Source organism: Planctomyces sp. SH-PL62, assembly GCF_001610895.1.
Taxonomy (GTDB): Bacteria; Planctomycetota; Planctomycetia; order Isosphaerales; family Isosphaeraceae; genus Paludisphaera.
Window position 1 is genome coordinate 1,516,128 of record NZ_CP011273.1, and the last position, 23,352, is coordinate 1,539,479.

19 protein-coding genes are annotated in these 23,352 nt (G+C 70.8%); 8 read left to right on the forward strand and 11 right to left on the reverse strand.

Features of this window, described 5'->3' with window-relative positions; translation table 11 throughout:
• Nucleotides 1-23: 23 nt before the first annotated feature.
• Both VT85_RS05920 and VT85_RS05925 read right to left on the reverse strand, forming a co-directional pair.
• Nucleotides 24-1,832: a hypothetical protein gene (locus VT85_RS05920; RefSeq protein ID WP_156512704.1), complete on the reverse strand. Its 1,809-nt coding sequence runs from the start codon at nucleotides 1,830-1,832 to the stop codon at nucleotides 24-26.
• Nucleotides 1,833-2,128: 296 nt separating this feature from the next.
• Nucleotides 2,129-2,491, reverse strand: a complete 363-nt coding sequence (locus VT85_RS05925) for an STAS domain-containing protein (protein WP_068411938.1) — start codon at nucleotides 2,489-2,491, stop codon at nucleotides 2,129-2,131.
• A 328-nt stretch (nucleotides 2,492-2,819) separates the two neighbouring features.
• On the opposite strand from VT85_RS05925, the gene VT85_RS05930 reads away from it, so the two are divergent.
• The 3 genes from VT85_RS05930 to VT85_RS05940 are packed head-to-tail and all read left to right on the forward strand — an operon-like array spanning nucleotide 2,820 to nucleotide 5,604.
• Nucleotides 2,820-3,296 carry a DUF2760 domain-containing protein gene (locus VT85_RS05930; RefSeq protein WP_068411941.1) on the forward strand — a complete coding sequence of 159 codons (477 nt, stop codon included), beginning with the start codon at nucleotides 2,820-2,822 and terminating at the stop codon, nucleotides 3,294-3,296.
• A 40-nt stretch (nucleotides 3,297-3,336) separates the two neighbouring features.
• Nucleotides 3,337-5,142: an Hsp70 family protein gene (locus tag VT85_RS05935; RefSeq protein WP_068411945.1), complete on the forward strand. Its 1,806-nt coding sequence runs from the start codon at nucleotides 3,337-3,339 to the stop codon at nucleotides 5,140-5,142.
• A gap of 51 nt (nucleotides 5,143-5,193) precedes the next feature.
• The gene (locus tag VT85_RS05940) at nucleotides 5,194-5,604 is read left to right on the forward strand and encodes a hypothetical protein (RefSeq protein WP_068411949.1); all 411 of its coding nucleotides are present in this window, start codon (nucleotides 5,194-5,196) and stop codon (nucleotides 5,602-5,604) included.
• 42 nt (nucleotides 5,605-5,646) lie between these two features.
• Here VT85_RS05940 and VT85_RS05945 read toward each other — a convergent pair whose 3' ends face one another.
• The 6 genes from VT85_RS05945 to VT85_RS05970 form a co-directional block, all read right to left on the reverse strand.
• Nucleotides 5,647-7,092 carry a hypothetical protein gene (locus VT85_RS05945; RefSeq protein ID WP_068411952.1) on the reverse strand — a complete coding sequence of 482 codons (1,446 nt, stop codon included), beginning with the start codon at nucleotides 7,090-7,092 and terminating at the stop codon, nucleotides 5,647-5,649.
• A gap of 159 nt (nucleotides 7,093-7,251) precedes the next feature.
• Nucleotides 7,252-7,794: a diacylglycerol kinase gene (locus tag VT85_RS05950; protein WP_068411955.1), complete on the reverse strand. Its 543-nt coding sequence runs from the start codon at nucleotides 7,792-7,794 to the stop codon at nucleotides 7,252-7,254.
• A 62-nt stretch (nucleotides 7,795-7,856) separates the two neighbouring features.
• Nucleotides 7,857-10,814 carry a hypothetical protein gene (locus VT85_RS05955; protein WP_156512705.1) on the reverse strand — a complete coding sequence of 986 codons (2,958 nt, stop codon included), beginning with the start codon at nucleotides 10,812-10,814 and terminating at the stop codon, nucleotides 7,857-7,859.
• On the reverse strand, nucleotides 10,811-11,509 hold the full coding sequence (locus VT85_RS27395) for a hypothetical protein (RefSeq protein ID WP_156512706.1): 699 nt from the start codon (nucleotides 11,507-11,509) through the stop codon (nucleotides 10,811-10,813). The genes VT85_RS05955 and VT85_RS27395 overlap by 4 nt, the downstream gene beginning before the upstream one ends.
• Before the next feature lie 531 nt (nucleotides 11,510-12,040).
• Nucleotides 12,041-14,917, reverse strand: coding sequence for an Hsp70 family protein (locus VT85_RS05965; protein WP_068411965.1), 2,877 nt, complete (start codon nucleotides 14,915-14,917; stop codon nucleotides 12,041-12,043).
• A gap of 121 nt (nucleotides 14,918-15,038) precedes the next feature.
• Nucleotides 15,039-16,106 carry a glycosyltransferase family 9 protein gene (locus tag VT85_RS05970; protein WP_068411968.1) on the reverse strand — a complete coding sequence of 356 codons (1,068 nt, stop codon included), beginning with the start codon at nucleotides 16,104-16,106 and terminating at the stop codon, nucleotides 15,039-15,041.
• A gap of 98 nt (nucleotides 16,107-16,204) precedes the next feature.
• Here VT85_RS05970 and VT85_RS05975 point away from each other — a divergent pair, with 98 nt between their 5' ends.
• Nucleotides 16,205-17,221, forward strand: a complete 1,017-nt coding sequence (locus VT85_RS05975; RefSeq protein ID WP_082858389.1) for an alpha/beta hydrolase family protein — start codon at nucleotides 16,205-16,207, stop codon at nucleotides 17,219-17,221.
• Between the two features lie 101 nt (nucleotides 17,222-17,322).
• The gene (locus VT85_RS05980) at nucleotides 17,323-17,736 is read left to right on the forward strand and encodes a VOC family protein (RefSeq protein WP_068411971.1); all 414 of its coding nucleotides are present in this window, start codon (nucleotides 17,323-17,325) and stop codon (nucleotides 17,734-17,736) included.
• Here VT85_RS05980 and VT85_RS05985 read toward each other — a convergent pair.
• Nucleotides 17,721-18,434 carry an RsmE family RNA methyltransferase gene (locus VT85_RS05985; protein WP_068411974.1) on the reverse strand — a complete coding sequence of 238 codons (714 nt, stop codon included), beginning with the start codon at nucleotides 18,432-18,434 and terminating at the stop codon, nucleotides 17,721-17,723. The genes VT85_RS05980 and VT85_RS05985 overlap by 16 nt on opposite strands.
• Nucleotides 18,435-18,548: 114 nt before the next feature.
• On the opposite strand from VT85_RS05985, the gene VT85_RS05990 reads away from it, so the two are divergent.
• The 3 genes from VT85_RS05990 to VT85_RS06000 all read left to right on the forward strand — a co-directional run bounded on the left by VT85_RS05990 (nucleotide 18,549) and on the right by VT85_RS06000 (nucleotide 20,180).
• Nucleotides 18,549-19,340: an ATP-binding protein gene (locus VT85_RS05990; RefSeq protein ID WP_068411978.1), complete on the forward strand. Its 792-nt coding sequence runs from the start codon at nucleotides 18,549-18,551 to the stop codon at nucleotides 19,338-19,340.
• Nucleotides 19,341-19,446: 106 nt separating this feature from the next.
• Nucleotides 19,447-19,992, forward strand: a complete 546-nt coding sequence (locus VT85_RS05995) for a DUF6677 family protein (RefSeq protein WP_068411981.1) — start codon at nucleotides 19,447-19,449, stop codon at nucleotides 19,990-19,992.
• On the forward strand, nucleotides 19,992-20,180 hold the full coding sequence (locus VT85_RS06000; RefSeq protein WP_068411984.1) for a hypothetical protein: 189 nt from the start codon (nucleotides 19,992-19,994) through the stop codon (nucleotides 20,178-20,180). The genes VT85_RS05995 and VT85_RS06000 overlap by 1 nt, the downstream gene beginning before the upstream one ends.
• On the opposite strand, the gene VT85_RS06005 is transcribed toward VT85_RS06000, so the two are convergent.
• The gene (locus VT85_RS06005; protein WP_409999942.1) at nucleotides 20,181-21,656 is read right to left on the reverse strand and encodes a hypothetical protein; all 1,476 of its coding nucleotides are present in this window, start codon (nucleotides 21,654-21,656) and stop codon (nucleotides 20,181-20,183) included.
• The gene (locus VT85_RS06010) at nucleotides 21,656-23,014 is read right to left on the reverse strand and encodes an ArnT family glycosyltransferase (protein WP_068411987.1); all 1,359 of its coding nucleotides are present in this window, start codon (nucleotides 23,012-23,014) and stop codon (nucleotides 21,656-21,658) included. The genes VT85_RS06005 and VT85_RS06010 overlap by 1 nt, the downstream gene beginning before the upstream one ends.
• Nucleotides 23,015-23,352 lie beyond the last annotated feature (338 nt).

The window sequence follows — 23,352 nt, forward strand, 5'->3', positions numbered from 1 at the left end:
GCGTTCGTTTTGATCGCGAGAGATCAGGGTGCGATCGGCAACCGTCCGACCTTCCGCCGGGCGAACACGCCCGCGCCGAACTGGCCGAGGGCGTTGCGTCCGCCGGTGTCGTACGCCTTGCCGGTGACGTGGCCGGTGATCGACCCGTCGCCGAACGTGGCACCCTTCCGGTAGTCGCCCTGGTTCGGGGTGGTCGAGGCCGTCACGGTGCTGTTGATCAGGTCGCCGTGCTGCTTGTACGATCCGATCCGGCTGGGCTGCCGGAGGGGCGAGAGCCCCTGGCGGTAGGCCTGGTAGTCGAAGCCGGTGGCGATCGCGCTGTTCTGCACGTTGCCGTCGACGTTGACGTGGTCGATCGAATCGGTCGTGGTGATCGAGGAGTTGACGATCGCCGTGCCGGGGGCGAGGGTGTTCGTCGGGTAGCCGATCCGCCGCAGGGAGACGTAATCGGGGTTCTGAGCGGCGATCGTGTTCACGTCGGCCGACCCGGCGACCAGCGAGCCCAACCGCCGGGCGCGAATGGCGCCGCTCTGGAGCCCGGCGGCGGCGTAGCCGGTGGAGCCCTGGGGGATGCCGTAGTTGGTGGCCGGCAGCAGGATCGTCTGCGTGTCGGGGTTCTCGTCGGTCGGCGCGGTCTCGGTGGAGGCCGTGTAGACGCCCGTGGGGTCGCCCAGGCCGCGATTGAACCGCAACTGGCCGATCGGGCCGGCGACGTCGAGGGCCACGCCGTCGGCCACGCCGCCGAACTCGGCCCGACGCAGGTGGTTCAGGCCGCTGTTCGCGGTCGTGAACGGGGTCGTGTCGCGCTGGGCCGTGAAGTTCTTGGCCGAGCCGCGGACCTTCAGGTTGTTGACGCCGACGGCCTGCAGCGAGGTGCGGCCGGTCGTGCCGACGACGTTGTAGAAGAACTGGTAGGCGGCCGGGGCGGGCCCCGAGGTGGGCACGCCGCTCCAGGTCTCGATCGTCCCCTGCTGGCTCCCGGTGACGTAGTTCGGCGGGAGGGCCGACTGGGTCGCCGAGACGATGCTGAAGTCCTGGACCACGCCGTTGATCGAGAACTGGATCCAGGGGGTCGTGACCGGCCCGGTCGGGATCGTCGAGTCGTCGCTGTTGTAGACCGAGTTGTAGATCGAGTCGAGGTAGATCGACGGCTTGACCCGGAGCGGCGAGTTGGGCTGGCCGATCTGGATCTGGTAGGGGGTCGGGGAGACGGCGGTGTCGAACAGGCCGACGACGTCGTGGAACTCGAGGACCTGGACGCCGCCGTAGAGGAAGACGCCGGTGTCCTCGGCGACCGCGGGCGTGACCATGCTGGTGAGGTCGAAGCCGTTGAGCTGGATCGACCGCACGCCGTCGGCGGCGATCAGCCGGTTGAACCGGACCGTGCCGCTGGTCGTGGTCCGCGTGGAGGCGACCGTCGAGCCGGTGACGTAGGTCGAATTCAGGCTCGAACCGACGATCTGGATGGTCGCGATGTCGTCGTCGAGCGCGCCGTCGTTGGGCGTGGTGTCGGTGACGATGACCTTGCCCGGCCCGTGGACGGAGATCGTCCATTCGTTGCCGGCGCGGTCCTTGCCGGTGACCAGCTTGCCCTCGTTGCTCACCAGGGCGTTGGTCACGTCGTTCTGGCGATAGAGCGAGTAGGCCGCGACCGATCCCTGCCGTTCGTTGGTCAGGGGATTGCGGACGTACAGGTCGGTCGGCGTGTAGAGCGAGGGATACGCCCCGATGTTCGCCGCCATCAATTCCCGCCGCTCCAGGATCTCGAGACCCTGAAACCGGCCGCGCCGGGCCGAGGCGGACCGGCTGGACCCTCTCCGCGAGCTACCCATGGAAGACTCCCTTCCCCAGCGGCCCTACCCCGGTCGCACTCCTCGGTCGCGGGACCGAGGAACGTCGCGGTGGGCCGCCCTCCGTGAATCGGTTGGTCATCCGGCCTGTCGGACCGACGCGCGACCCGCCCGGGCGGCGGCCGACCCTCCGAACGTGGAGGAGAACCGGAACCGTCGCTCAGCCACGACTCGCTTACGACTCTCTTGTTCGACGACCCTTGCAGGTCGACTTCAAGGGACCCGCGAGAATGGGGAGTCTCGGCGGCCGAGGGAATCGAGGGAAGGGGAAGGGCGGATTAGTTCGAGGGGGAGGGAGGAAGCTGTTCGACGGCCTCCGCCTCCGCGTCGACGATCAGGAAATAGCGGTCGAGCTTCATGATATGGAGCAGGCCCTGGACGGCCGACTGGAGCCCGAAGAGGGCGATCCGACCCTCGTGCGTCTCGATCCGCCGCTTGAGGCCCACGAGGACCGCCACGCCGGAGCTGGACAGGTAGTCCACCCGGCTCATGTCGAGGGCCACGCGCGGCTGGGGCCGGTTCTGGACCAGGTCGAACAGCGCGTCGCGCAGCGGGGTGTTGCGGAAGTCGTTGAGTCCGGACGGATCGTTGAACGAGACGACCAAGACGCCCGATGCATCACGCGTGCTGAATGTGCTCATAACGACGACTGCTCCTCCGGCGGCGCATCTCGGCATCGATCCCGGTCCCGGTTCGGCCCCCGGCGGCGTGGGGCCGCCGGGCCGGCTCCTCTCGGGACGGATCGGGGACGTAGGGGCCCCAATTTCATCTTACCGCGCGGTTTCGCCGCGGTGCAATTTGAGGACTCTATCATATTCGGTGTGAACCCGGCCCGCGCGTTTTCCCGCCGTCGGCGGAATGTTAAGATGGTTCGTCCACACGGTCGCCGAGGGCGCCCGCGGACCCGGATCGCCCCGGCGCGGGGCCTCGGGCCGACGACGACCCCCCTGACTTTGCGAGGGACCAGGCTTGAACCGCTTCTGGCTGGCGCTACGGACCTTCTGGCGAACCTTGACCGACGCCGACTTCGCGGCCCGGGTCGAGCCACTCTACTCGGATCGGCCCTCGGGCCCGGACCTCCGGATCCTGGCGGTCCTGCAGCGCGACGGCCGGCTCGTCGATTTCCTGGAGGAAGACATCGACGGCTACGCCGACGCCCAGATCGGCGCGGCCGTGCGCGACATCCATCGCGGGTGCCGCAAGACGCTCCACGACTACCTGACGATCGAGCCGATCCTGGCCGGTCCGGAGGAGTCCCCGGTGCGGATCCCCGCCGACTTCGACCCGGCGGCCGTCCGCCTGATCGGCAACGTCGACGGCGAGCCGCCGTTCCAGGGCGTGCTCAAGCACCACGGCTGGCGGGTCCGCTCGGTCCACCTGCCGGTGCTCCCCGCGGCCAGGGACGACTCCTCGGTCCTCTCGCCGGCCGAAGTCGAAATCCCCTGACCCGAACGACGGTCCCACCAGGCTGAAGGGAAGGCAAGGCATGTGGCGATACGTCGTGGGCCTCGATTTGGGGACGACCAACACGTCCCTGGCGTTCGCCGAGACGGCCGAGGGGGACGACCCGACGGCCGCCTCGACGATCGAGCAGCTTCCGGTCCCGCAGGTCGTCGGCCTCAACGACGTGAGCCCCCGGGCGTTGCTCCCCTCGTTCCTCTACCTGGCGGCCCCCAGGGAATTCCCGGCGGGGGCGCTCGACCTCCCGTGGAAAGCCTCGGCCGACCGGGTCGTCGGGGTCTTCGCGCGGGAGCACGGGTTGAAATCGCCCGGCCGGCTGGTCAGCTCGGCCAAGAGCTGGCTCTCGCATTCGGCCGTGGACCGCCGCGCGGCGATCCTCCCCTGGACCGCGCCGGCGGAGGTCGCGAAGATCTCCCCCGTCGAGGCCTCGGCCGCCTATCTGGAGCACCTGCGCGACTCCTGGAACGCGCAGGGCGACCGGGGACGGCTGGAAGACCAGGAGGTCTTGCTCACCGTGCCCGCCTCGTTCGACGCCGTGGCGCGCGAGCTGACCGTCGAGGCGGCCTCCCGCGCCGGGCTGGCGAACGTCACGCTCATCGAGGAGCCGCAGGCCGCCTTCTACGCCTGGCTCGCCGCGGCCGGCGACGACTGGCGGAAGCAGGTCAAGGTCGGCGACGTGATCCTCGTTTGCGACGTGGGGGGCGGGACCACCGACTTCAGCCTGATCGCCGTGACCGAGGAGGACGGCGACCTCGCGCTGTCGAGGCTGGCCGTCGGCGAGCACATCCTGCTCGGCGGCGACAACATGGACCTGGCCCTGGCCTACGCCGTCGCCGCGACGCTCCCCCAGGGCATGGAAGGGCTCGACGCCGTCCAGCGAGTGGCCCTGGGGCACGCCTGTCGAGGGGCCAAGGAAGTCCTCTTCGCCGACCCCAAGAAGAAGGCGGCCCCCGTCTCCATCCTGGGTCGGGGCTCCCGGGTCATCGGCGGCTCGATCAAGGCTGAACTCGACCGCGAGACGCTGAACCGCACCCTCGTCGACGGCTTCCTGCCGTCCTGCGAGGCCACCGACCAACCCGAGCGCGGGCGTCGCGTCGGCCTGGCCGAGATCGGCCTGCCCTACGCGGCCGATCCCGCGATCACCCGCCACCTGGCGCGGTTCCTGGGGCGGCAAGCGGGCTCGCTGCACGCGGGGGGCGAGACGATCACCCCCTCGGCGGTCCTCTTCAACGGCGGCGTCTTCAAGGCCGACGTGTTGCGGGAGCGGGTGCTGGAGGTCCTCTCGCGGTGGGCCGGCAAGCCCATCCCCGAGTTGCGGTCGAACGACCTGGACCTGGCCGTCGCGCGGGGCGCCGCCTACTACGGGCAGGTCCGCAGGGGTCGCGGGGTCCGCATCCGGGGGGGCGTGGCGCGATCGTACTACGTCGGGCTGGAGACCTCCGCCCCGGCGGTTCCGGGCGTGCCGCCGGCCGTCAAGGCCCTCTGCGTGGTGCCGATGGGGATGGAGGAGGGGACCCAGACCGACGTGCCGGGGGACGAGCTCGGCCTGGTCGTCGGCGAGCCCGCCATCTTCCGCTTCCTCAGCTCGACGACCCGCCGCGACGACCCCGTCGGCGCCGTCGTCGAGCGCTGGGGCCCGGAGGAGATCCAGGAGCTGGCGCCGATGGAGACCGCCCTGCCGGTCGAGGGGGGCACCGAGGGGGCGATGCTCCCGGTCCGGCTCCACTCCCACGTCAACGAGGTCGGCACGCTGGAGCTCTCCTGCCTGAGCACCCGCGACGACCGCCGCTGGAAGCTGGAGTTCAACGTCCGCGAGCCCGGCGCGGACTGAGCGGCCGAAGTCCGGGACGGATGGAACGGTCAATGGCCCGAGGAGCGACCCATGCACGCGGAGGAGAAGCTCGCCCTGCTGCTCGAAACGGTCTGCGACGACTGCCAGGAGTGGCGAGACGTCTTCGGGCTCAAATGCCTGCGGCTGTTCGACGACGTGGGCCCGACGGCGGTCCGGGCCGTCGCCGAGTTGATGGCGTCGACGGCCGAAAACGCGGCGAAGCTCCACGGTTCCTTCCTGCTCGCCCACAGCCATCAACCGGAGGCCGCGCGGGCGCTTACCGACATCCTCGACGTCAGACAGGATGATGAGGTCCTCGAACAGATCTTCGAGGACTCCACGGATTCTCCGACCATGAGGACGCACGCCCCCTTCATCGCCAGGGCGCGCGACCTTTCCCAACGGTGGTCGAATTCCTCGCTCGACGACTTCCTGCGTTCCCTGGGCGCCGCGGCCGGATGACCCGGCCGTCGTCGGCTTGATGAGGTCCCGGCGCCCTGTCCGTCACTGGGCCAGGCTCCGGCAGACCGCGAGGTAAGTGGGCCGGAGCTTAGCGAAGTCGGACTCGGGCCCGTACGCCAGCACGGAGACCCGGCGGTCGCGGGTCAGCTGCGTCACGTGGTAGCCCTTGAGCTTCTCGCCGAACAGGCCGCTCGACGCCGTGAAGACCGAGATCCGCCCCTCGCCCAGCGCGGAGTCCTTGAAGACTTCCGGCTTTCCCTCCTGGTAGTCCGCCAACTCCCCGGTGCCGGTCTTGGCGAAGTGCTCGTGGGCCTTATGGACGGGCGCGAACTCGCTCCCTTCCTCGAAGTCGCCGGGATTGGCCGAGTCGGAACCGGAGACCAGGGAGCCGGTGACGTCGGCATAGGTCAGGATCTTGAACGGGTCCTTCTCCAGATTGATGTACGAATAGGTGTTGTCGGGACGTCCCCCCGTCTGCGCCGTCCAGCCGGGAGGATGCCGAAGCTTGAACGCGCCGTCCTTGGCCCCGAATTCCACCGAGGCCAGCGCCTTGTCGGCCTCGGGATCGGCCTTCCGCGCCCCCTCGTCGACGAGGTCCTTGGCCACGTCCGCCTTGGCCTGGGACTCGGCCTCCGGCTGGCGGAACTGGCGGACGAGGTCGACCAGGAGCTTGCCGGAGTCGGGGTCGATCAGGGCCAGGGTGGCGCGGTCGAGCTTGATGCGATATTCGCGGTCGACCGGATCGCCGTCCTCGTCCTTGAACTTCAGCAGCAGCCGGCTCCCCTTGACGCTGTAAGTGCCGGACAGGGAGGACTCGTCGACGGCCATCGTCGCGCGCCGGCGGCCGTCGAGCGTGAGCGAGTAGGCCGTGTAGGTCAGCGAACGGCCGATCTCGTGCTCGACCATCGACCCCTTCCAGACCCCGATGATCGACGCGGGCTTGAGGAACAGGTCGTAAGCCATGTAGCCGATCCCGCCCACGATCGCGAGCCCGACGGCCGCGAAGACCGCCAGGACCCGCCTGTCGAGCGCGTCCGGATTCTTTTGGCCCTTCCCCTTCTTGCCGGCCTTCTTTTTCGGCTTCCTGGGGGCGTCGCCGGTCGAGGAGGGGGCGGGGGCCAGGCGGGCGAGCGGCGGGGCGGTCGGCTCGACGAGTTCCAGGTCGTCGAACAGGCCGGACGGCCCCGAGGCGTCCGGGGGGGCGGCTCGATGGGCGCCGTTCGCGGCGGCCGCCTCGGATCGGGGCCTCGCGGGCGAGGAGTGGGCCGTCGCCGGTTTCTCCCGACCGTGCTCGACGTAGCCGCGACCAAGTAGCTCCTGGGCGACCTTCTCGCCGGCGGCCCGAGCGGCGGCCTCGCTCGGGAGCTCCTGTTCCTGACGCGACGTGGCTCCGTCGGGTTTCATCCGGACGACCGACAGCGTCGCCCCCCGAACATCGAGCGTCACCACCTTGCGGTCCGCCGCCGAGCCGAGGCTGAACCTGCGCATCGAGGGCCCCTTACCGAGCCGGGAGCGATCGCGTGTGGGAACGGCGCGGGGCCGTCGAATCGCCGTCGCTACCCTCGTCTCATCCATCAATCACGTGCGTGATAATATGCGAAGCGGGCCGGCGGATTTCAAGGGCCGAGGGCGCCGAGTCTTCGAGAATCAACCCCACCAACCGAAAAGTTCGGCGAGCTTGGTCGTGAGGACGACGGCCGTGATGGCCCCCGACGTGAACGCCACGACCAGCACGCCGGCCGCGGCGATCTCCCGCGCGATGGTGAGCCGGGGCTCGTCGGGGTCGCCGATGGCGCGGGCCAGCGTGTCCACGGCGCTGTGGCAGAGCTCGGCCAGGAGCACCAGGCTCCCCCCCAGGATCAGCAGGCACCAGCCCCAGAGGTTGACCTGGAGGAGCCCCGCGATGATGACGATCAGGACGCCGCGATAGATATGGGCGTAGAAGCTGGAGTCGCCCCGGACGGCCTGCTTGAGGCCGCGGACGCCGGCGACGAGCTTCCCCCGGGTCCCCCGCCGGTCGGCCTGGGAGGAGACGCCGGGGACGTCCTCCAGCTGGAGCTGGAGCCGCCGCTCGTCGAACTCGGGGACCGGGAGCAGCCCCCTCGGCAGCGGTTCCTCGATCGCGTCGAGCGCCGCCGTCGGGGTCCTCGGGGAGTGGTTCGGGTTCGGGAGAGGGTTGGGTTCGAACATGATTTCGTCGCCTGATCGCCCTGACGTTCGCGGTTCATCTCGCTCGCCGGCCGGGCCTCGGCCTACTGGACCGGGGCCAGCCGCGAGTCGAACTGGTTCAGCCCCACGCCCGAGCCCAGCCGGAGCATCGGCGCGAGCCTCGGCGAGATCTGGAAGGCGAACATGTAGCTCTGCCGCTGGGGGTCGACCGACAGCCCGAGCGAGAACAGGTAGTCGGCCCCGATCCGCGTGAAGGAGAACATCGAGCCCAGCGAGATCTCGTTGCCGAAGTCGTAGGACGTGGAGTACGTGCCGTACCACTTGGGGCTCAGCCAGTAGTTGATGGCCGTGTTCAGGGCCGAGGTCTGGATCGGCCCCGTGTTGATGACGCTGTAGCCGATGAACAGGCTGCCTCGCGGCGGCCGGGACAGCGAGATCCCGGTGGTGATGACGTTCAGCCCCTTGGGGTTGAAGCCCGGGACGTTGTAGTTGTCCCTCGGCGCGCTGCCGACGAGGTTCCAGTAGTCGAACATGCCGGTGGAGATGATGCTGGTCCGGTCGCCCAGGAACCACTGGTAGTTGTACATCGTCTGGCCCCAGGGCTTGCCGAAGTTGTCGCGCTCGGCGTAGGGGAAGAGCGTGCTGGAGGCGTCCAGCGTCATCCAATCGACGATCCGCCGCTTGCCCTCGGGGCCGCGTTTGGTCTGGAGCCGCTGGTGGATGCCGAAGTTGAACGTGTCCATCGACGCCTGGACGTCGGCCGGGCCGGTGATCGGCGAGAGCGTGCGGCGGAGGATCAGGTGCCGCGGGTCGTAAGGCTGCGGCAGCACGCCGTTCTGCCAGCTCGTGATGGCGAAGTAGCGGCGGACGTGCTCGTACGAGTTGTCGTCCAGGTCGTCCTGGACGGCGATGTCGTTGAGCCGCACGTTGGAGTACGACGTGCGGTAGTCGCCGAAGAAGCTGACCTTGTTGTTGAGGCCGTGGACGTTGAACAGCTCGCTCTCGGCGCCGGGGTAGACCTTCCAGATGGTGGTCTCGGCGCGGACGCCGGCCGCCCCCCAGATCCGGCCCAGCGCGCCGACGCTCTGCTGGCGGTTGGGGCCGCCGCCGATCTGGTCGGTCCAGCCCATCGCCTGGCCCTGGACGTAGGGGTTGATCCGCACCACGTCGGAGACGTTCAGCGGCAGGCTCAACTCATGATTGGTGAAGGCCCGACCGGCCTCGAAGACGCCGCTGGTGTTCGAGATCGGGTCGATCGGCGTATAGGCGAACAGGTTCGGATTGTTCACCATGACGTCGGTGTGGGTGTTGGCGTAGTTCACGCCCGAGTGCTGATAGTGGACCAGTCGGTTGTCGAACAGCGTGTCGCCCAGCCGGTAGTAGTCGAACCGGGGGAGCCACTGCGACTCCGTGTTGAAGTCCATCAGGTTGGCCTCGCCCCACAGGCTGGCCGACCAGTTGTTCTTCTGATACTGGCCGTAGAGCAGCGTCTCCTGGTCCATGCCGACGTCGAACAGCCGCTTGTAGTACTCCTCGAGGAAGTAGCGGTCGGAGCTGTAGCCGATCTCGGCCTGGAGTCGCAGGTCCTCGTACTGGTGCTCCTCGTCGTCGGGGAGGAAGCGCTGCATGTGGCGGAGGTTGAACCGACCCCGGATGTCCTGGAACGCCGGGACGCCGGACCGCTGGTAGCCGCGTTGCCCCGCGCCGGCGGGGCCGTTGGTGACGATGGCGGGGCCGGAGCCGAGGACGTCGATCCCCTTGTCCTGGAGCCCCCAGACGTCGAAGTAGCCGTAGTAATCGCGGGTGACGCTCGGCTCGCGGTTCCGGTTCGTGTGGTACGGGTCGAGCACGTCGTTGATGAGGTCGGTGCCGAACCAGCCCAGCTCGCTTCCCAGCGCGGGGAAGGTCTTGGTCCGGGCGCTGAGGTAGTCGACGTCCAGATTCCAGGTGTCGATCTGGTTGGGGCGTCGGATGCCGAAGACCTTGAAGCCGTTCCAGTCGGTGAGCAGCTGCTGGCCGAAGTAGTTGTTGGTGCGGAAGCCGATCATCCGCAACGGGGGGTCGAGGTCGTCGGTCTCGCCGGTGAACCGGGGCCAGTAGAAGACCGGGACCGGCCCCATGTAGAAGAGGTTGGTCCGCGCGTCGTAGCGCCAGACCTGGTCGCGGGAGGTCGCGCCGTCGGGGCCTTTCAGGGGCTTGCCGTTGACGGGGTCGGTGGCCTCGGTGGACGACCGGGAGAGGGTGATCGAGCGGTTGTAGATCTTGTACGCGGGGTCGGGGAACCGGCTGCCGGTGGAGATGGCGCGCTCCGCGCGGATCTCGGGGTCGGGGCTCATGACGAGCGTGCCGTCCTCGCGGCGGACCACGGCGCGGAACTGCTCGATGCGGGGGGCCTTGAGCTTCATCGGGCTGATGAGGTTTGGCGCGAAGACGTCGGCCTGGGCCTGGATGGCCATGAGCTTGTCGGTGACGAAGTCGTAGTAGATCTTGTCGGCGCGGAAGGTGCGCTGGTCGGCCTTGCCGGCGAACTTGTTCTCGTCCTGCCGGAAGATGACGTCGCCTTCGAGGTAGATCTCCATCGGCTGGCCCGGATCCTCGACCCGCTCGCCCTGGCTGCCGACGACGGCCTCGCCTTTCTCCGGGTCGGGGTGGCGCCAGATGACGGCGCTCTCGGCCACGATGTCGACCGTGCCGAGCTTGGGCATGGTCGCGACCACGTTGACGCCGCCCCGGATGATGATCGTGTTCGTCCCCTCCGAGCGGAACTCCTTCACGTCCATCGGCCGTCCGCTGCGCGGGAAGATCCAGGTGACGCGCTGCGAGCCCGGGTTCTTCGGCGGCTGGAACATCGGCGGCGGGGCGAGCGGGTCCGCTTCGGGCGCGGGCTCGTGAGGCTCGTCGGCGCGGAGTGGGGGCGCGGGCTCGTCTTCCATATCGCCGGGGAGCGGCTCCAGGGAGGGCGCCGGCGACGGGTCGAACTCGTCGCGAAGGTCGGGCACCTCGACCTCGGGCGCGGCCTCGATCGGCGGCAGGTCGATCATCGGCGCCTCGTCCTCGTCGTCCTCGACGGCGGGCGCGGGCCGGCCGCCGTCCTGCGCGGGCCGGACTTCCGGGTCGCGGCCGGACGGGGGGGCCGGGGCGTCGTCGGCCGCCGGGACGATCGCCTGGGCCTCGACGATCTGTGGATCGACGGGCCTCGGGGCCGACGCCGCCGGCGCGCCGAGCGGCCGGCCGGCCTGGTCGACCACCTCGCGAGGGAGCGGGCCCGGGGGGCCGCCACGGCCGGCGCCTGCGCCGGGAACCCGGCGCGGGCGAGGATGTCGAGCCCTTCCGGCGGCGCTTCCAGACGCTTGAGATTGGGCGAGACGCGGACGTCGCGCACGGTCTGGAGGACGGCCCGGCCCTGCTTGCGGGGCGGGGCGTCGGCCGTCGGCGCGCGGACCTCCCCCTCGGCGTAGAGCTCGGCCTGATAGACCGTGGACTCGTCGAGCGCCTGCTGGGTGATCCGGACCACCAGGCCGCCCGCGGTCATCCCGCGGCCCCCCTGGACAGCCGACGCCGCGCCCGAAAGGACGACCCAACGGCCGTCGGGCGCGTCCCAAACGATCGCGGTGCTCGCCTTCAGGTCGATCGGCTCGGCCAGGCCCGGATGGGCCTGGCGCGGGTCGTCGGCCGCGACGGCGAGGCCGCGGAGCGAGGCCGCAAGGATGAACCCGAACCACACGCGGAAGCGCATGTGACGTCTGGGTTGGTCGTGCTCGCGCACGGTACCTCCCGAGATTCGACCGACGTGACGAAGCGGACGGCCGTCCTTGGCCGTTCCGCGGGCAACCGACGTCCCGACTCGATCGCGACGTACGTCCTCGGATTCGCGCCCCGCCGATCGGCGCGACGCGGTCGTTCGGACCTGACTCTCCCCGCGGCCGCGCCCGAAACGGGCGCCAGATAGGAACGGGGATCGGATCGAGACAAAGACGCGAAAGGACGTTCGGCGGGACAGTATCCGCCCCCCCCGATTCGGTCAAGCCGAGATGACTCGTCGACTTCCCAGTCAGACGGTCCTCCCCCCGGTCGAACCGCCCAGGGCCGGAGGCCAGGGACGAAGGCGCCGCGCAGCGGCGGATGGGGGGGCGACGCGCACGGAAACCGTCGCGGCTTCGTGTCGTCCGCCTTTACGGTCCCCCTCATCCGGACTTCGGCCACCTTCCCCCACCGGGGGGGAGGGGGGATCGAGACAGCACGGCGTTCGAGCGGATGGCTCGGTCTCTCAGGCGCCGGCGTCGGCTTCGGAGCGCAGGCGGAGGCCGATGGGGAGGGCGTCGCCGAGGGCCTGGCCCTCCTGGGCGGCTTCCAGCTCGTGGTATTCGCGGACGGGGCGGAGCGCGGCCTCGTCGGCGCCGAGGCGGGCGAGGGCTTCCAGGGCGCGGGCGCGCACCGGGTCGGCCAGGTCGCGGACCCGGTCGCCGGAGAAGCGGGCGATCTGGCCCAGGGCGAAGGCGGCGTCGGCCGACTCGCGGCCCGGGGCGTAGTCGCGATCGGCGAGCGCCCCGGCCCAGCGCTCGGCGGCCTCGCGGCGGACGACGGTGTTGGCGGGTCCGAAGAGCGGCACGCGGGCGCCCAGTCGTCCCAGGCACCAGAGGGTGTGGCTCGGGATCGAAGGTCGCGCCAGGTCTTTCACGAGGAGGTCGCCGAGCGGCTCCTTGGACTCGGCCGGCACCCGTTCCAGGCCGGCGGCGCAGCGCCACATCTCGGCCAGCTCGTGGGCCTCGGGCTTGGGGCGGCCCGCCTTCTTGGCGGGGGTGGAGCCCCTGGGCGGGTTCAGGAACGGGGCGAGCCGACGGAGGATCTCGTCGTGGTGGGCGCGGGTCAGGCCGGCGGCCACGCGGCGCCAGAGGATCCACCATTCGGCCCAGCACTGCACGTCCTTGGTGTGCTTCACTCCCTGGTGGAACGCCGGCCAGAGGGCCTTGATCCGAAGCTCGTCGAGCGGGAAGCCCCGGCCGGGCCGGAGGGCGTACCCCGCCAGGTTGAACCAGCGCGATTCATGACGAGGGCTCTTGAGGCGATGATCGGCCAGGTCGCGGAGCGGCTCCCAGAACGCCCGGAGCGCCGAGGGGGGCCAGCCGTCGCGGCCGACGTCCAGGATCTCCTCCAGCTTCTTGACCAGGCGGGCGGGGCCTTCGTCGGAGTTCGCGGCCGAGGCCGAGGCCTGGAAGGCCGCTCGGATCGCCTCGACGGCCGCGTCCAGCTCTCCCTGCTCGACCACGATCCGGTCGGTCTCGGCGTCGGCCACCGTGCCCCTCGTCGCGGAGGCGTCGGCCGCCCCGCGAAGCTGGATCTGGAGCCGCCAGCGCCGGGCGTCGGACTTCGCCTGGCACCACAGTTCGACCGTCCCGACCTCGGTCACGCGCGCCGCGAGATTGACCGCCGCGCGTTCGGCCCTGGCCTTCCGGCCGACCCGCATCAGGCTCTGGAGCGGCGGGAGTTCGAGGATCGAGTCCGGGTCTGCCGAGACCAGGTCGCCGGGGCGGTCGTCCGGTCGGACCGAGCTGCTCGCCAGCGGGAAGGCGACCGGCTGGCCCATCAGGAGGTCGAAATCCCGGCCCTCGATGGCGATCTCGTCCCCTTCCTCGGCGTCGCGAGGGACCACGCAGAGCCAGGGGCGGCCCGGCTGATCGCTCTCAAAGCCGACGTAGAACGAGCGGGCGGTGCCGCCGCCGATCCGGATGCCCCCGCCGCGACGGACCACCCCGTAGTACGCCGCGCCGTGGGCCACGGCCAGGTCGAGCGACGAGTTCGCCAGCACTCGAGGCGCGTACGGCGGCCCCGGATCGTCGCCGAACCACGAGGCGACGACCTGGACCAGCCGGTCGCGGATCGAGTCTGGCGTGAGGGCGCCGCCGTTGAACAGGATCGCGTCGGGCCGGGCGGGGCGGTCGCCGACAGGGTTCGCCTCCGGGTCCCGTCCGACCGGGAGGGGCTGGTGGCGGCGGAGGAACGACGCCAGGTGCCTGGGGACGGCCGGATCGGCGACGAACGGCAGGCCGAATTCCTGGAGGCCGGAACGCGCGCCTCGGGCCGGGTCCTCGCCCCGGGCGACGCTCGGGAAGAACCCGTCCAGGGCGATCTGCCGCACCTCTTCGCGGGTCAGCTCCGACTGGATGCTGCCGCCGATGATCCGCGACCCCCGCCCGGCGATCGTGACCGGCCAGCGCTCCAGGGCAGGGGACTGCTGGACGAGGAGCTTCTCCTTGGCCGTCCGGCAGGCGAACCGCAGGGCGCTCCACTGCTCGCCGTCGAGCTTGACGCCGCCGAGCTTCTTCTCGACGTGGTGGGCCAGGGCGAGGTCGATGTTGTCGCCGCCGAGCATCAGGTGGTCGCCCACCGCGACCCGTCGGAAGCCGGGCCCGGTCGGGGTCTCGGTGACGGTGATCAGGCTGAAGTCGGTCGTCCCGCCGCCGATGTCGCAGACCAGGATCAGCTCCCCGGCGCGGACCTCGCGCTGCCAGCGGTCCTGGTGGGTGACGATCCAGCAATAGAAGGCCGCCTGGGGCTCCTCCAGGAGCGTGACGGCCTCCAGCCCGGCGCGTTTGGCGGCCTCCAGGGTCAGCTCGCGGGCCGCCTCGTCGAACGAGGCCGGGACGGTCAGGACGATCTCCTGCTTCTCCAGCCTTCGCGACGGTTCGTCGCCGGCCATCGCGTGGTTCCAGGCGTCCCGGATGTGGATCAGGTAGTCGGCCGAGGCCTCGACGGGCGAGACCTTCTTGACCTCGGGGGGGCCTCCCCAGGGGAGGATGGGGGCCTCGCGGTCCACCCCCGCGTGGCAGAGCCAGCTCTTGGCGCTGGAGACCAGGCGGCTCGGGACCTTGGCCCCCTGGAGCCGGGCGAACTCGCCGACGATCCGGTCGGCCCCCTCGCTCCAGGGGAGCCGGGACGCCCCCGGCGGAAGCTCCGGGCCTCCCGCCAGATAGACGAACGACGGCAGCGTCGGCCTCGGGGCCGTCTCCCCCGGCGCGACGAGTTGGGGGACCTCGAACGCCCGGATGTCGGCCGCCGGGCGTTCCCTCCCCTTCGTGTCGACGTAAGACACGGCGCAGTTGGTGGTCCCCAGGTCGATCCCGACGATGTACCGTGAACGCGTCATCCGATGCCCTTGCCGACCTTCGCCCCGACCATTCCCCGACCGCCCGCCGATCCATCATAGTGCGGCCGGCGGCCCGGTCCAACGCCGCTGCAGATCGGACGCGCCGCCCGCCGCCGCTCGCTCAGGCCGCCGAGCCGATCGCGTGGGCCAGGCGAGGGCGGACGACCGCCCAGACCCGGTCCGGGCTGACCTCGTCGTGGCATTCCAGCCGGTCGCACGTCTTGCGGAAGCTCGGGGCGCACCAGACGCAGCTCTTCACCACGGCCGCGCGAGGTCCGTAGGGGCCGGTCAGCTTCGGGTCGGTGCAGGTGTAGACGCCGACCACCGACGCCCCGACCGCCGCCGCCAGGTGGATCGGCCCGGTGTCGTTCGAGAGGTACACGTCCGACCGCCTCGCCAGCGCTGCGAGCTGGAGCAGCGAGGTCGCGCCGCAGAGGTCCAGCACGGGCGTCCGGCCCAGGCTCTCGCGGAGCGAATCGACCAGCTCGCGATCCTCGGGGGCGCCCACCGCGACGACCCCCGCGCCGAACTCCGCGACGGCCCGTCGCGCGACCTCGGCGAAGTGCCGCACCGGCCAGCGCTTGGTCAGCCAGCGCGAGCCGACGTTCAGGATCAAGGTCGGCCGGGCGACGCCGGACAGCGTCGCTTCCGCCCAGGTCTCGTCCTGTTCGCCGATCGGCAGCGAGAACTGCGGCTCGGAGCGATGGCCGCCGAGCGCCTCGGCCGCGATCATGACCCGGTCGACGGCGTGCACGCTCGCCCGAGGCGCCTCGATCGTGTGGGTGTAGAACCAGCCCGCCCCCTCGCGGGCGTCCGCCGGTCCGACGCGGATCGGGGCGCGGGTGGCGGCCGTCATCAGGCCCGACCGCAAGAGCCCCTGGAGGTCGATCGTCAGGTCGAATCGTTCCCGCGCCAGCGTCGCGCCGAGCCGCGCGAGCCCTCGGAGCCCCTTCGCCGAGATCCCGGAAGGCCCCTTGTCGTAGATGATGACCCGGTCGAGGTCGGACCGGCCTTCGAGGAGGCTGCGGAACGACCGGCTCACGACCCAGCTGAGATGGGCCTCCGGCCAGAGCCTGCGCAGCTCGGGGAGGATGGGCAGCGAGTGGACCACGTCGCCCAGGGAACTGGGCTTGATGATGCAGACCCGTCCCGGCGGACGGCGGCCGACGATTTCCGACAACGATCCCATAGCCGGGGAACTCCCTTTCCCGTAACTTCCAGAGGGGGCCGTAGACTAGCCCGGACGCCCTTTCCCGACAACCCGGCTTTCGCAGGGAGCACTCGCCGATGTTCGTCGCTTCGTTGATCTTAAGCGCGGTCGTCGGCCTCGGCTCGCCGGAGCGCGGCGAGGTCGCCTTCCGTCCCGGCGCGGAAGAGGCCGCGGTCCCCGAGCGGTTCCGTCTGGAGCCCGCCACCTTTGCGTATGAGCGGACGCCGATCTACGACGCCGGGCGTTACTCGGTGTCGAAGCTGACGTTTCCCTCCCCCGTCAAAAGCCCCGACGAGGCTAACAACACGGTCCACGCCGAGTATTTCGAGCCCGTCGGCTTCCCGGGGCGACGCCCGGCCGTGGTGGTCCTGCACATCCTGGGGGCGGACTTCCCGCTGGCTCGCTACCTGGCCGCCCGCCTCGCCGATCGGGGGGTCGCCGCCCTGTTCGTGAAGCTCCCCTACTACGGCGAGCGACGGCCCGAAGGAGGGCCGGGGCCGGTCCCCCGGAAGTTCCTCTCGGACGACATCGAGCGGACGATGGCCTCGATGCGGCAGGGGGTCTGCGACGTGCGGCGGGCCTCGCAATGGCTGGCCTCGCGGCCCAACGTCGACCCGGAGCGGCTGGGCGTCACCGGGATCAGCCTGGGGGGGATCGTCTCGTCGCTGGTCGTCTCGGTCGATCCCGAGATCAAAACCGCGGCGCTCCTGCTCGCCGGCGGCGACCTGGCGAACGTCCTCTGGGAAATGCCCGAAACCGCCCCGTTCCGCCAGGCCTGGTCCGAGGCCGGCAAGACCGTCGCCGACCTCAAGGCGCTGACCGAGCCGTACGACCCGCTGACCTACGCCGCCGGGATGGCCGGCAAGCGGATCCTGATGATCGCCGGGAACGTCGACGAGGTGATCCCGCCGGCCTCGGCGCGGGCGCTCTGGGAGGCGGGGGGCCGGCCGCCGATCGTCTGGTACGACTGCGGCCACTACTCGGCCGCCGGCTTCCTCCTGCCCGCCATGCGCCGCGCCGTCGCGTTCCTCGACGGCGAACCCCCGCTCGTCCCCGCACCACCCCCCGCCCCGACCCCGGAGTCGACGCCCTGAGCCCTCGGGGTCGCGATTGTCAGATCGAGGGCTTGGGGTTATCCTGCCGCGGAATCAGGGTCGAGCCCGAGCCATCGTAATCATGCGGAAAGGGTTATGCCATGACGGCCTCCGTGACGAGCGTCTTCTTGTATGTGAAGGACGTTCGACGTTCGCTGGAGTTCTATAACGAGGTCGTCGGCGCGGAGATTCTCCAGGTCCACGCCGAGCAGGAGAACGGCCCCTATAGCCTGGCCATCCTGCGGATCGACACCTTCACGATCATGCTCCACGCCCAGGAAGCCCACTCCGAGGAGTTCGCCGACGCCCGACTCGGCGTGGGCATCCACCTCCAGCTCCAGGTCGACGATGTCGACGCCTTCTTCCAGAAGTGCATGGACGAGGGGGCCATGCTGAGCGTCTCCGGCGAGCCCACCGACCAGGAATGGGGATGGCGCGAGTTCGCCCTCCGCGATCCGGACGGCTTCGTCTGGTCGGTCTACCAGGACAAGTCGGGGGGTCAGTGGACCGGCTGAGTCCTCGCCAGGATCGAAGCGGCCCCGGCCAGAACGGCGGTCTCAATGCGGAGGATGGGCGAGGCCAACCGCACCGGGACCCAGCCCGCCTCGCGGGCGGACGCGACCTCCTCGTCGGTCAGGCCCCCTTCCGGCCCCACGACGAGCCGCACGGTCGAGCCGGATTGGATCGCGGGCCAGGCGTCGAACGGGGCCCCCGAGGGATCGGCCAGGAGCCGCAGGCCCTCGGGGCGTCGCAGGAATCCCGGCAGGGCTTCAGGAGGCGCCAGCTCCATGAGCCGACTTCGCCCGGACTGCTTCGACGCCTCGACGATCGTCCGCCGCAGGCGCTCCAGCTTCGACCCCCTCGGGTCGACGACGGAACGTTCCGTGACCAGGGGCACGATCCGATCGACCCCCAGCTCGACCGCCTTCTCCACGAGCCAGTCGAAGCGGTCCCCCTTCGGGACGGCCGAGCCGACCTCGATCGAGCAGGAGGGGAGAGGGGAGACGATCGGCTCGCCTTCCGCTTCAAGCTGGACCGCATCCTTGCCGGCGACGACGACGCGGGCGGCGGTGGCGAACCCCCGGCCGTCGAACAACTCCACGAGGTCTCCCACTCCGCGTCGGCAGACCCGGGTCAGGTGACGGGACTCGTCGGGGTCGAGGCGGTAACGGCCGTCGGTCGGCGGCTGGGGGCAGTAGAAACGCTGGGACACGGGCGACTCCTGACGCGACCGCCCAGGCCTCCAGGCCGGGCGCGGACGGACTCCAGGATAAGACGCGGGGACGCGAGTCGTCCAGGACGACCGCCGGCGAAGGGACGCTTGACCATGTGGACGCGACATTGGGGCCTGAGCCGCGACCCGTTCCTCGACGGGCCTTCCTCGTTCGTCCCCCTGGGCGACCACCGTGAGGCCGTCGACCGCCTGCTCTACACGATCGAGGCCGGTCAGCCGCTGGCCGTCCTGGCGGCGGGCGAAGGCCTGGGCAAGTCGATGGTCCTGGGGCGAGCCCTCGCCGAAGCACGACGGGCCGACCGTCGAATCGCCCTGTCGGAAGCGGCCGTCGATTCGCCGACGCTCTGGGGGGACCTGGCCGACCGCCTCGGCGGCCGTGCATCCGCGCCGATGGGCGACGACCGCGCGGCGAGTTGGCGGCGGCTGGAACGCGCAGCGAAGGTCTGCGCCCTCCAGGGGCGTCGGATCGTCCTGGCCGTCGACGGTTGCGAAGGGCTCGACGCATCCTCCCGGCGCGACCTCGATCGGCTCGCCCGGCTCGAAGCCGCGACGGTGATCCTGACCTGGCGGGACGGCGGGGAGGGGGAGGGGGGCGAAGCCGAGCCGCCGCCGAGCCTCTGGACCCTGGCGATCCGCCTGGTCCCGCTGACCTTCTCCCAGGCCCAGACCTACCTGGGGGACAAGCTGGCGTCGGCGGGGTGCCCGGACGCGCTCTTCACCCACCGCGCCGCGGTGCGGCTGCACGCGGCCTCGCGAGGCGTGCCGAGGGGCCTCGACCGGCTGGCGTCGCTGGCGCTGGCGGCGGCGGCCTCGCGGGGGATGGAGGCCGTTTCGTCCGAGGTCGTCGACGGCGTCGCGACCGAATGTCGGGTGCCGCCGGTGTGACCCGGCGGCCGCGACGGTCGGGGTGGATGCCGACCCGGCCGGGTGCTAGAATCGACGTAAATCCAGGGACCCCAGATCCATCGAATCCCAGGCCAGGCCCCACGACATGAGTGAACCCTCGATCCCGCTTCGCGACCCGGCCCGAGCCGCCTTCCTCGCCTGGCTCGTCCCCGGCCTGGGCCATTTCTACCAGGGCCGCAAGGGGAAGGGCTGGCTATACGCGATCTGCATCCTGGGGCTCTACGTCGCCGGATTCCTCCTCGGCGAAGGGAAGAACGTCTACTGGCGGTGGGTGAGCCCGTTCAACACCGACCGATTCATGCTCCATTACGTCGGCCAGTTCTTCGTCGGCCTCCCCGCGCTCCCGGCGCTCATCCAGGCGACCGTCGAGCACTTCCGGCCCGGCTCGAACTTCCTCTGGGGGTTCATGGCCGAGCCGCCGCAGAACGTGATCAACGGCCTGCATCTCCGGCTCGGCAAGGTCTACGAGATCGGCACGATCTACACGACCGTCGCCGGCCTGCTCAACGTCCTGGCCGTCTACGACGCCTACGAAGGCCCCGCCTACGGTCGCGGCGACGAGCCCGAAGCCCTGGCCGAGACCGAAGCCCCCCCCACCACCACCGCCGTCAAGGCCGGAGGCGCGGCCTGATGAACGCCCCCTCGAACATCTACTGGCTGATCCTGCCGCTGGTCGTCGCCATCAGCCTGGTCTACACCGCGTCGCGGTACGAGTCCTGGCCGGTCATCTGGATGCGATCGCTGCGGCTCGGCCTCTGGATCCTCGCCGCGCTGGTCGGCACGACGGCCGTCCTGCTGCTGGTCAACACCCAGAGCTAGCTAATCGACCGGCTTCGGCTCCGGTCGTCGCCCGGCTCGATGCAGCACCCAGGCCGCGCCCGCCGTCTGGAAGATCGCCAGCGGGACGAACTTGACCCACTGCCAGGTCGCCGGCAGCCCGGCCAGCCACGGACCCGCCGCCAACCCCGCCAGGTTGCGCGTGAACCGCTCGCCGGTCCACCAGCGCGGGAGCGCCTCCACCCCCCGCCAGAGCGGCCAGACGACCTCGAGCAGGGGGTCGGCCACGTCCTGCGGCAGCCTCGCCCCGACTCCCTGGAACAGCAGCATCAGGGCGGCGCCGGCCAGGCCGAGGATCGCCGCCGCGACGAGCGCGAGCCGCCCCCAGCGCCCGGGCGCGGCCAGCGTCGCCGCCACCGGCAGCATCGCGAACGGCAGCAGCGGCACCAGCAGGCGCGGGCCCGTCGACCAGCCGCCGGACCACTCGGGATAGCACAGGTTGACGCCGAAGACCGCCGCCGACGCCGCCGCCGACACGATCGCGACGCCCCACCGCCGCCGAGCGACGAGCAGCCCCCAGCCCGGCAAGGCCAGCGCCAGGACCGGGGCGTAGAACAGGAGCCCGCGATGCCTCCCCCAAAGCAGGGGGACGAACCGGCTCCAGTCCGGTCCGCGAAGGCCCAGCGGGTTCTCCCGGCTGTGCACCTTGGCGAACTGGGCCGTCGCGTGGTGGAAGTACCCCATGTCGAGCGGGTTCCCGAACGCGATCAGGTTGTAGAGCAGGAGCCCCAGCGCCGGGATCAGGGCCCCGACGCCGAAGCTGGCGATCGCATCCCAGCGCCGGGCGCGCGTCGTGCACTGGCCGATCAGGAAGAAGCCCAGCACGGCCGACACCGGGCCGACCTGAAGCTCGATCACCGCCGCGTACGACGCCAGGAGCCCGGCCGCGAACGCGCAGAGGCCGTCGCGCCGGGTCCCCGTCCGGGAAAGGAGCGCGAACGAGGCCAGCAGCGCGAAGGCCGACGCCTGGTGGCCGTAGGCGAGCGTCGCATAGACGTACGCCGGGGTCGCCAGCCCGTAGGCCAGGCCGACCGCCGTCGCCGCTCTCGGCGAACAGCCGAGGCCCCGCGCCAGGTTCATCAGCACGATCGCCGCCGCCGCCGTGAGCAGTCCCGAGGTGGCCAGCGTCACCCCGTAATCCGAGGGCCAGTAGGCCATCGCCGGGCCGCCCAGGGGATGCGGCCTCGCCCCGAAGCCGTGCCGCATCAGGCCGTAGGGGACCGTCGCCAGCAGGGGATAGCCGGGGAGCTTGTCGCTGTAGTAATGGCCGTGGAAATAGGCGCGGTCGCCGGTCTGGTCCTCCAGGCCGTCGATCGTCAGGCTCCCTCGATCGACGAGCGAGTAGGTCAGCATGAGGCGGCTGGCGGTGTTCCAGTCGCGTGAATGCCAGAAATAGGCGTAGCTCCCCAGCAGCACCAGGAAGGTGCCGAGACACGTCCGCACCCAGGCTCGATCCATCACCACGTCCCCATCTTCTTCCTCGGGGCCGCGAGGAGCCGCAGCGCGTCCCAGACGCCGAGGAGCGCCGAGGCCGCCAGGAGCGCGAACGGCGCCTGGATCGGCAGGAGGTAACGGTCCCACGCCATCGGCAGGTAGAGCGTCACGACCGCCAGCGACACCAGCGCCCAGGCCGCCGCCGCCCAGGCCGACGGCGCCGCCTCCCTTTGGAGTTGGAGCAGGCCGACGACCAGCGCATACCCCAGCCCCCCCAGGCAGAGAGGAAGCCAGAGGAAGGCCCCCCAGTCCTGCGCCAGGTCGTAGCGGCGCGTCGAGTCGGACTTCCGGGGGCCGAACGGGCCGAACCGGCCGAAGCCCTGCGCGGCGACGACCCGCACCCGATCGCCGAGCCTGGTCAGGGCGTTGTGCGGGAAGGCTTCCTGCTGGCCCGCCGACATCGTCCGGCGATGGTCCACCAGCAGCCGGAACCGCTCCCACGCGCCCAGGCCGGCGATCCGCTGGGCGTCCGCGTTCAGGGGAGGCGCGGGCCGGGCCGTCATGAACGGGTTCAGGGCCAGGAACCCCACCCACGCCAGGCCCACCGCGATCACGGAGCCCAGGCCGAACCGGACCCAGGAGGGGCGGGGGAGTCCGGGGAGCCCCCAGCCCAGGACGACCCAGACGGCCATGGTCATGAGCGCGAGCAGGCCGTTGAACTTGGACAGGACCGCGAGGGCCGTCGCCAGGCCCGCCATCGCCAGGAGCGCGAACATCAGCCAGTCCGGCCGTCTCGACACCGCCCGTCGCCAGGCCGCCAGCGCGAACGCCAGCGCCACCATCAGGAAGGTCTCGCACGGAGCCTCCGACATGGCGCGATGGGCGTGCAGCGAGTAGAGCGGGTTCAGCATGAGCAGGGCCCCCGCCGCCAGGCCGACGCGGAGGTCGAAGGCCATCGTCCCGATCACCGCGAGCGCCACGCAGCCCATCGCCCCGAGGAGGATCGACGGCACCCGCGAGACGGTCAGGGCGCGCGGGGGGCCGAACCGGCTCGATGTGTCGCGATACCACGAACGGGCGGCCTCGGGCCCCGGCCTCGGCTCGCCGACGGCGCCGAGGGCCAGCCCGATCAGATACTTGGGGAGGGGGACCAGGTCGTAGGCCGGGAACTCCAGCCAGGCGCGATCGTTCCGCTCCCCGGACAGGAAGAGGTCGGCATAGTAGGACTGCGACATGTAGGCGTACTCGTCGACGAACGGGGCGTCGAACGCCCCGGCGCCGAAAATCCCCAGCGCCAGGGCGCCGAGGATCGCGAACGACCCGATGCGAAGCTTTGCCGAAGGCGGCGAGTCTGTGGATCGCAGGGGTCGTCTAGGCGTCATCAGGCGGGTTTCCGCGCGAAGCCTGGGAAACTTTACCGACTTAACGAACTGGACTTACGCGCCCATTGTAGAAGGCTTCCGGATTCTTTGGCAACGGCTTGATCGTCGGCTAAGTTTCGGTGACGGCCCCGATCCGAGGGGTCGTCGCGACGGTCGCGAGCCTCGGGAAGCCGGGGCCTCGAGCCGTGTCGGTCGGCCGTCGGGCGGGCTTCGTCCTCGGGGATGGAGGCCGCTCGCGGGGATCCGACGCGGAGCGCGACGCGAGCGCCGCCAGCGTCAGGGAAATTACGACCCATTGATCCGGCACCCCGAGACATCCCGATGCGCGCTTTATTCCG

Excerpts from the sequence above, each read along its gene's own strand:
- VT85_RS27395 (WP_156512706.1), bottom strand. The coding sequence starts at position 11,509 with ATGCGCTTCCGCGTGTGGTTCGGGTTCATCCTTGCGGCCTCGCTCCGC.
- VT85_RS05975 (WP_082858389.1), top strand. The coding sequence starts at position 16,205 with ATGTTCGTCGCTTCGTTGATCTTAAGCGCGGTCGTCGGCCTCGGCTCG.
- VT85_RS06010 (WP_068411987.1), bottom strand. The coding sequence starts at position 23,014 with ATGACGCCTAGACGACCCCTGCGATCCACAGACTCGCCGCCTTCGGCA.
- VT85_RS05935 (WP_068411945.1), top strand. The coding sequence starts at position 3,337 with ATGTGGCGATACGTCGTGGGCCTCGATTTGGGGACGACCAACACGTCC.
- VT85_RS05995 (WP_068411981.1), top strand. The coding sequence starts at position 19,447 with ATGAGTGAACCCTCGATCCCGCTTCGCGACCCGGCCCGAGCCGCCTTC.
- VT85_RS05950 (WP_068411955.1), bottom strand. The coding sequence starts at position 7,794 with ATGTTCGAACCCAACCCTCTCCCGAACCCGAACCACTCCCCGAGGACC.
- VT85_RS05945 (WP_068411952.1), bottom strand. The coding sequence starts at position 7,092 with ATGCGCAGGTTCAGCCTCGGCTCGGCGGCGGACCGCAAGGTGGTGACG.
- VT85_RS05925 (WP_068411938.1), bottom strand. The coding sequence starts at position 2,491 with ATGAGCACATTCAGCACGCGTGATGCATCGGGCGTCTTGGTCGTCTCG.
- VT85_RS05990 (WP_068411978.1), top strand. The coding sequence starts at position 18,549 with ATGTGGACGCGACATTGGGGCCTGAGCCGCGACCCGTTCCTCGACGGG.
- VT85_RS05940 (WP_068411949.1), top strand. The coding sequence starts at position 5,194 with ATGCACGCGGAGGAGAAGCTCGCCCTGCTGCTCGAAACGGTCTGCGAC.
- VT85_RS05980 (WP_068411971.1), top strand. The coding sequence starts at position 17,323 with ATGACGGCCTCCGTGACGAGCGTCTTCTTGTATGTGAAGGACGTTCGA.
- VT85_RS05920 (WP_156512704.1), bottom strand. The coding sequence starts at position 1,832 with ATGGGTAGCTCGCGGAGAGGGTCCAGCCGGTCCGCCTCGGCCCGGCGC.
- VT85_RS05955 (WP_156512705.1), bottom strand. The coding sequence starts at position 10,814 with ATGATCGACCTGCCGCCGATCGAGGCCGCGCCCGAGGTCGAGGTGCCC.
- VT85_RS06000 (WP_068411984.1), top strand. The coding sequence starts at position 19,992 with ATGAACGCCCCCTCGAACATCTACTGGCTGATCCTGCCGCTGGTCGTC.
- VT85_RS06005 (WP_409999942.1), bottom strand. The coding sequence starts at position 21,656 with ATGGATCGAGCCTGGGTGCGGACGTGTCTCGGCACCTTCCTGGTGCTG.
- VT85_RS05970 (WP_068411968.1), bottom strand. The coding sequence starts at position 16,106 with ATGGGATCGTTGTCGGAAATCGTCGGCCGCCGTCCGCCGGGACGGGTC.
- VT85_RS05965 (WP_068411965.1), bottom strand. The coding sequence starts at position 14,917 with ATGACGCGTTCACGGTACATCGTCGGGATCGACCTGGGGACCACCAAC.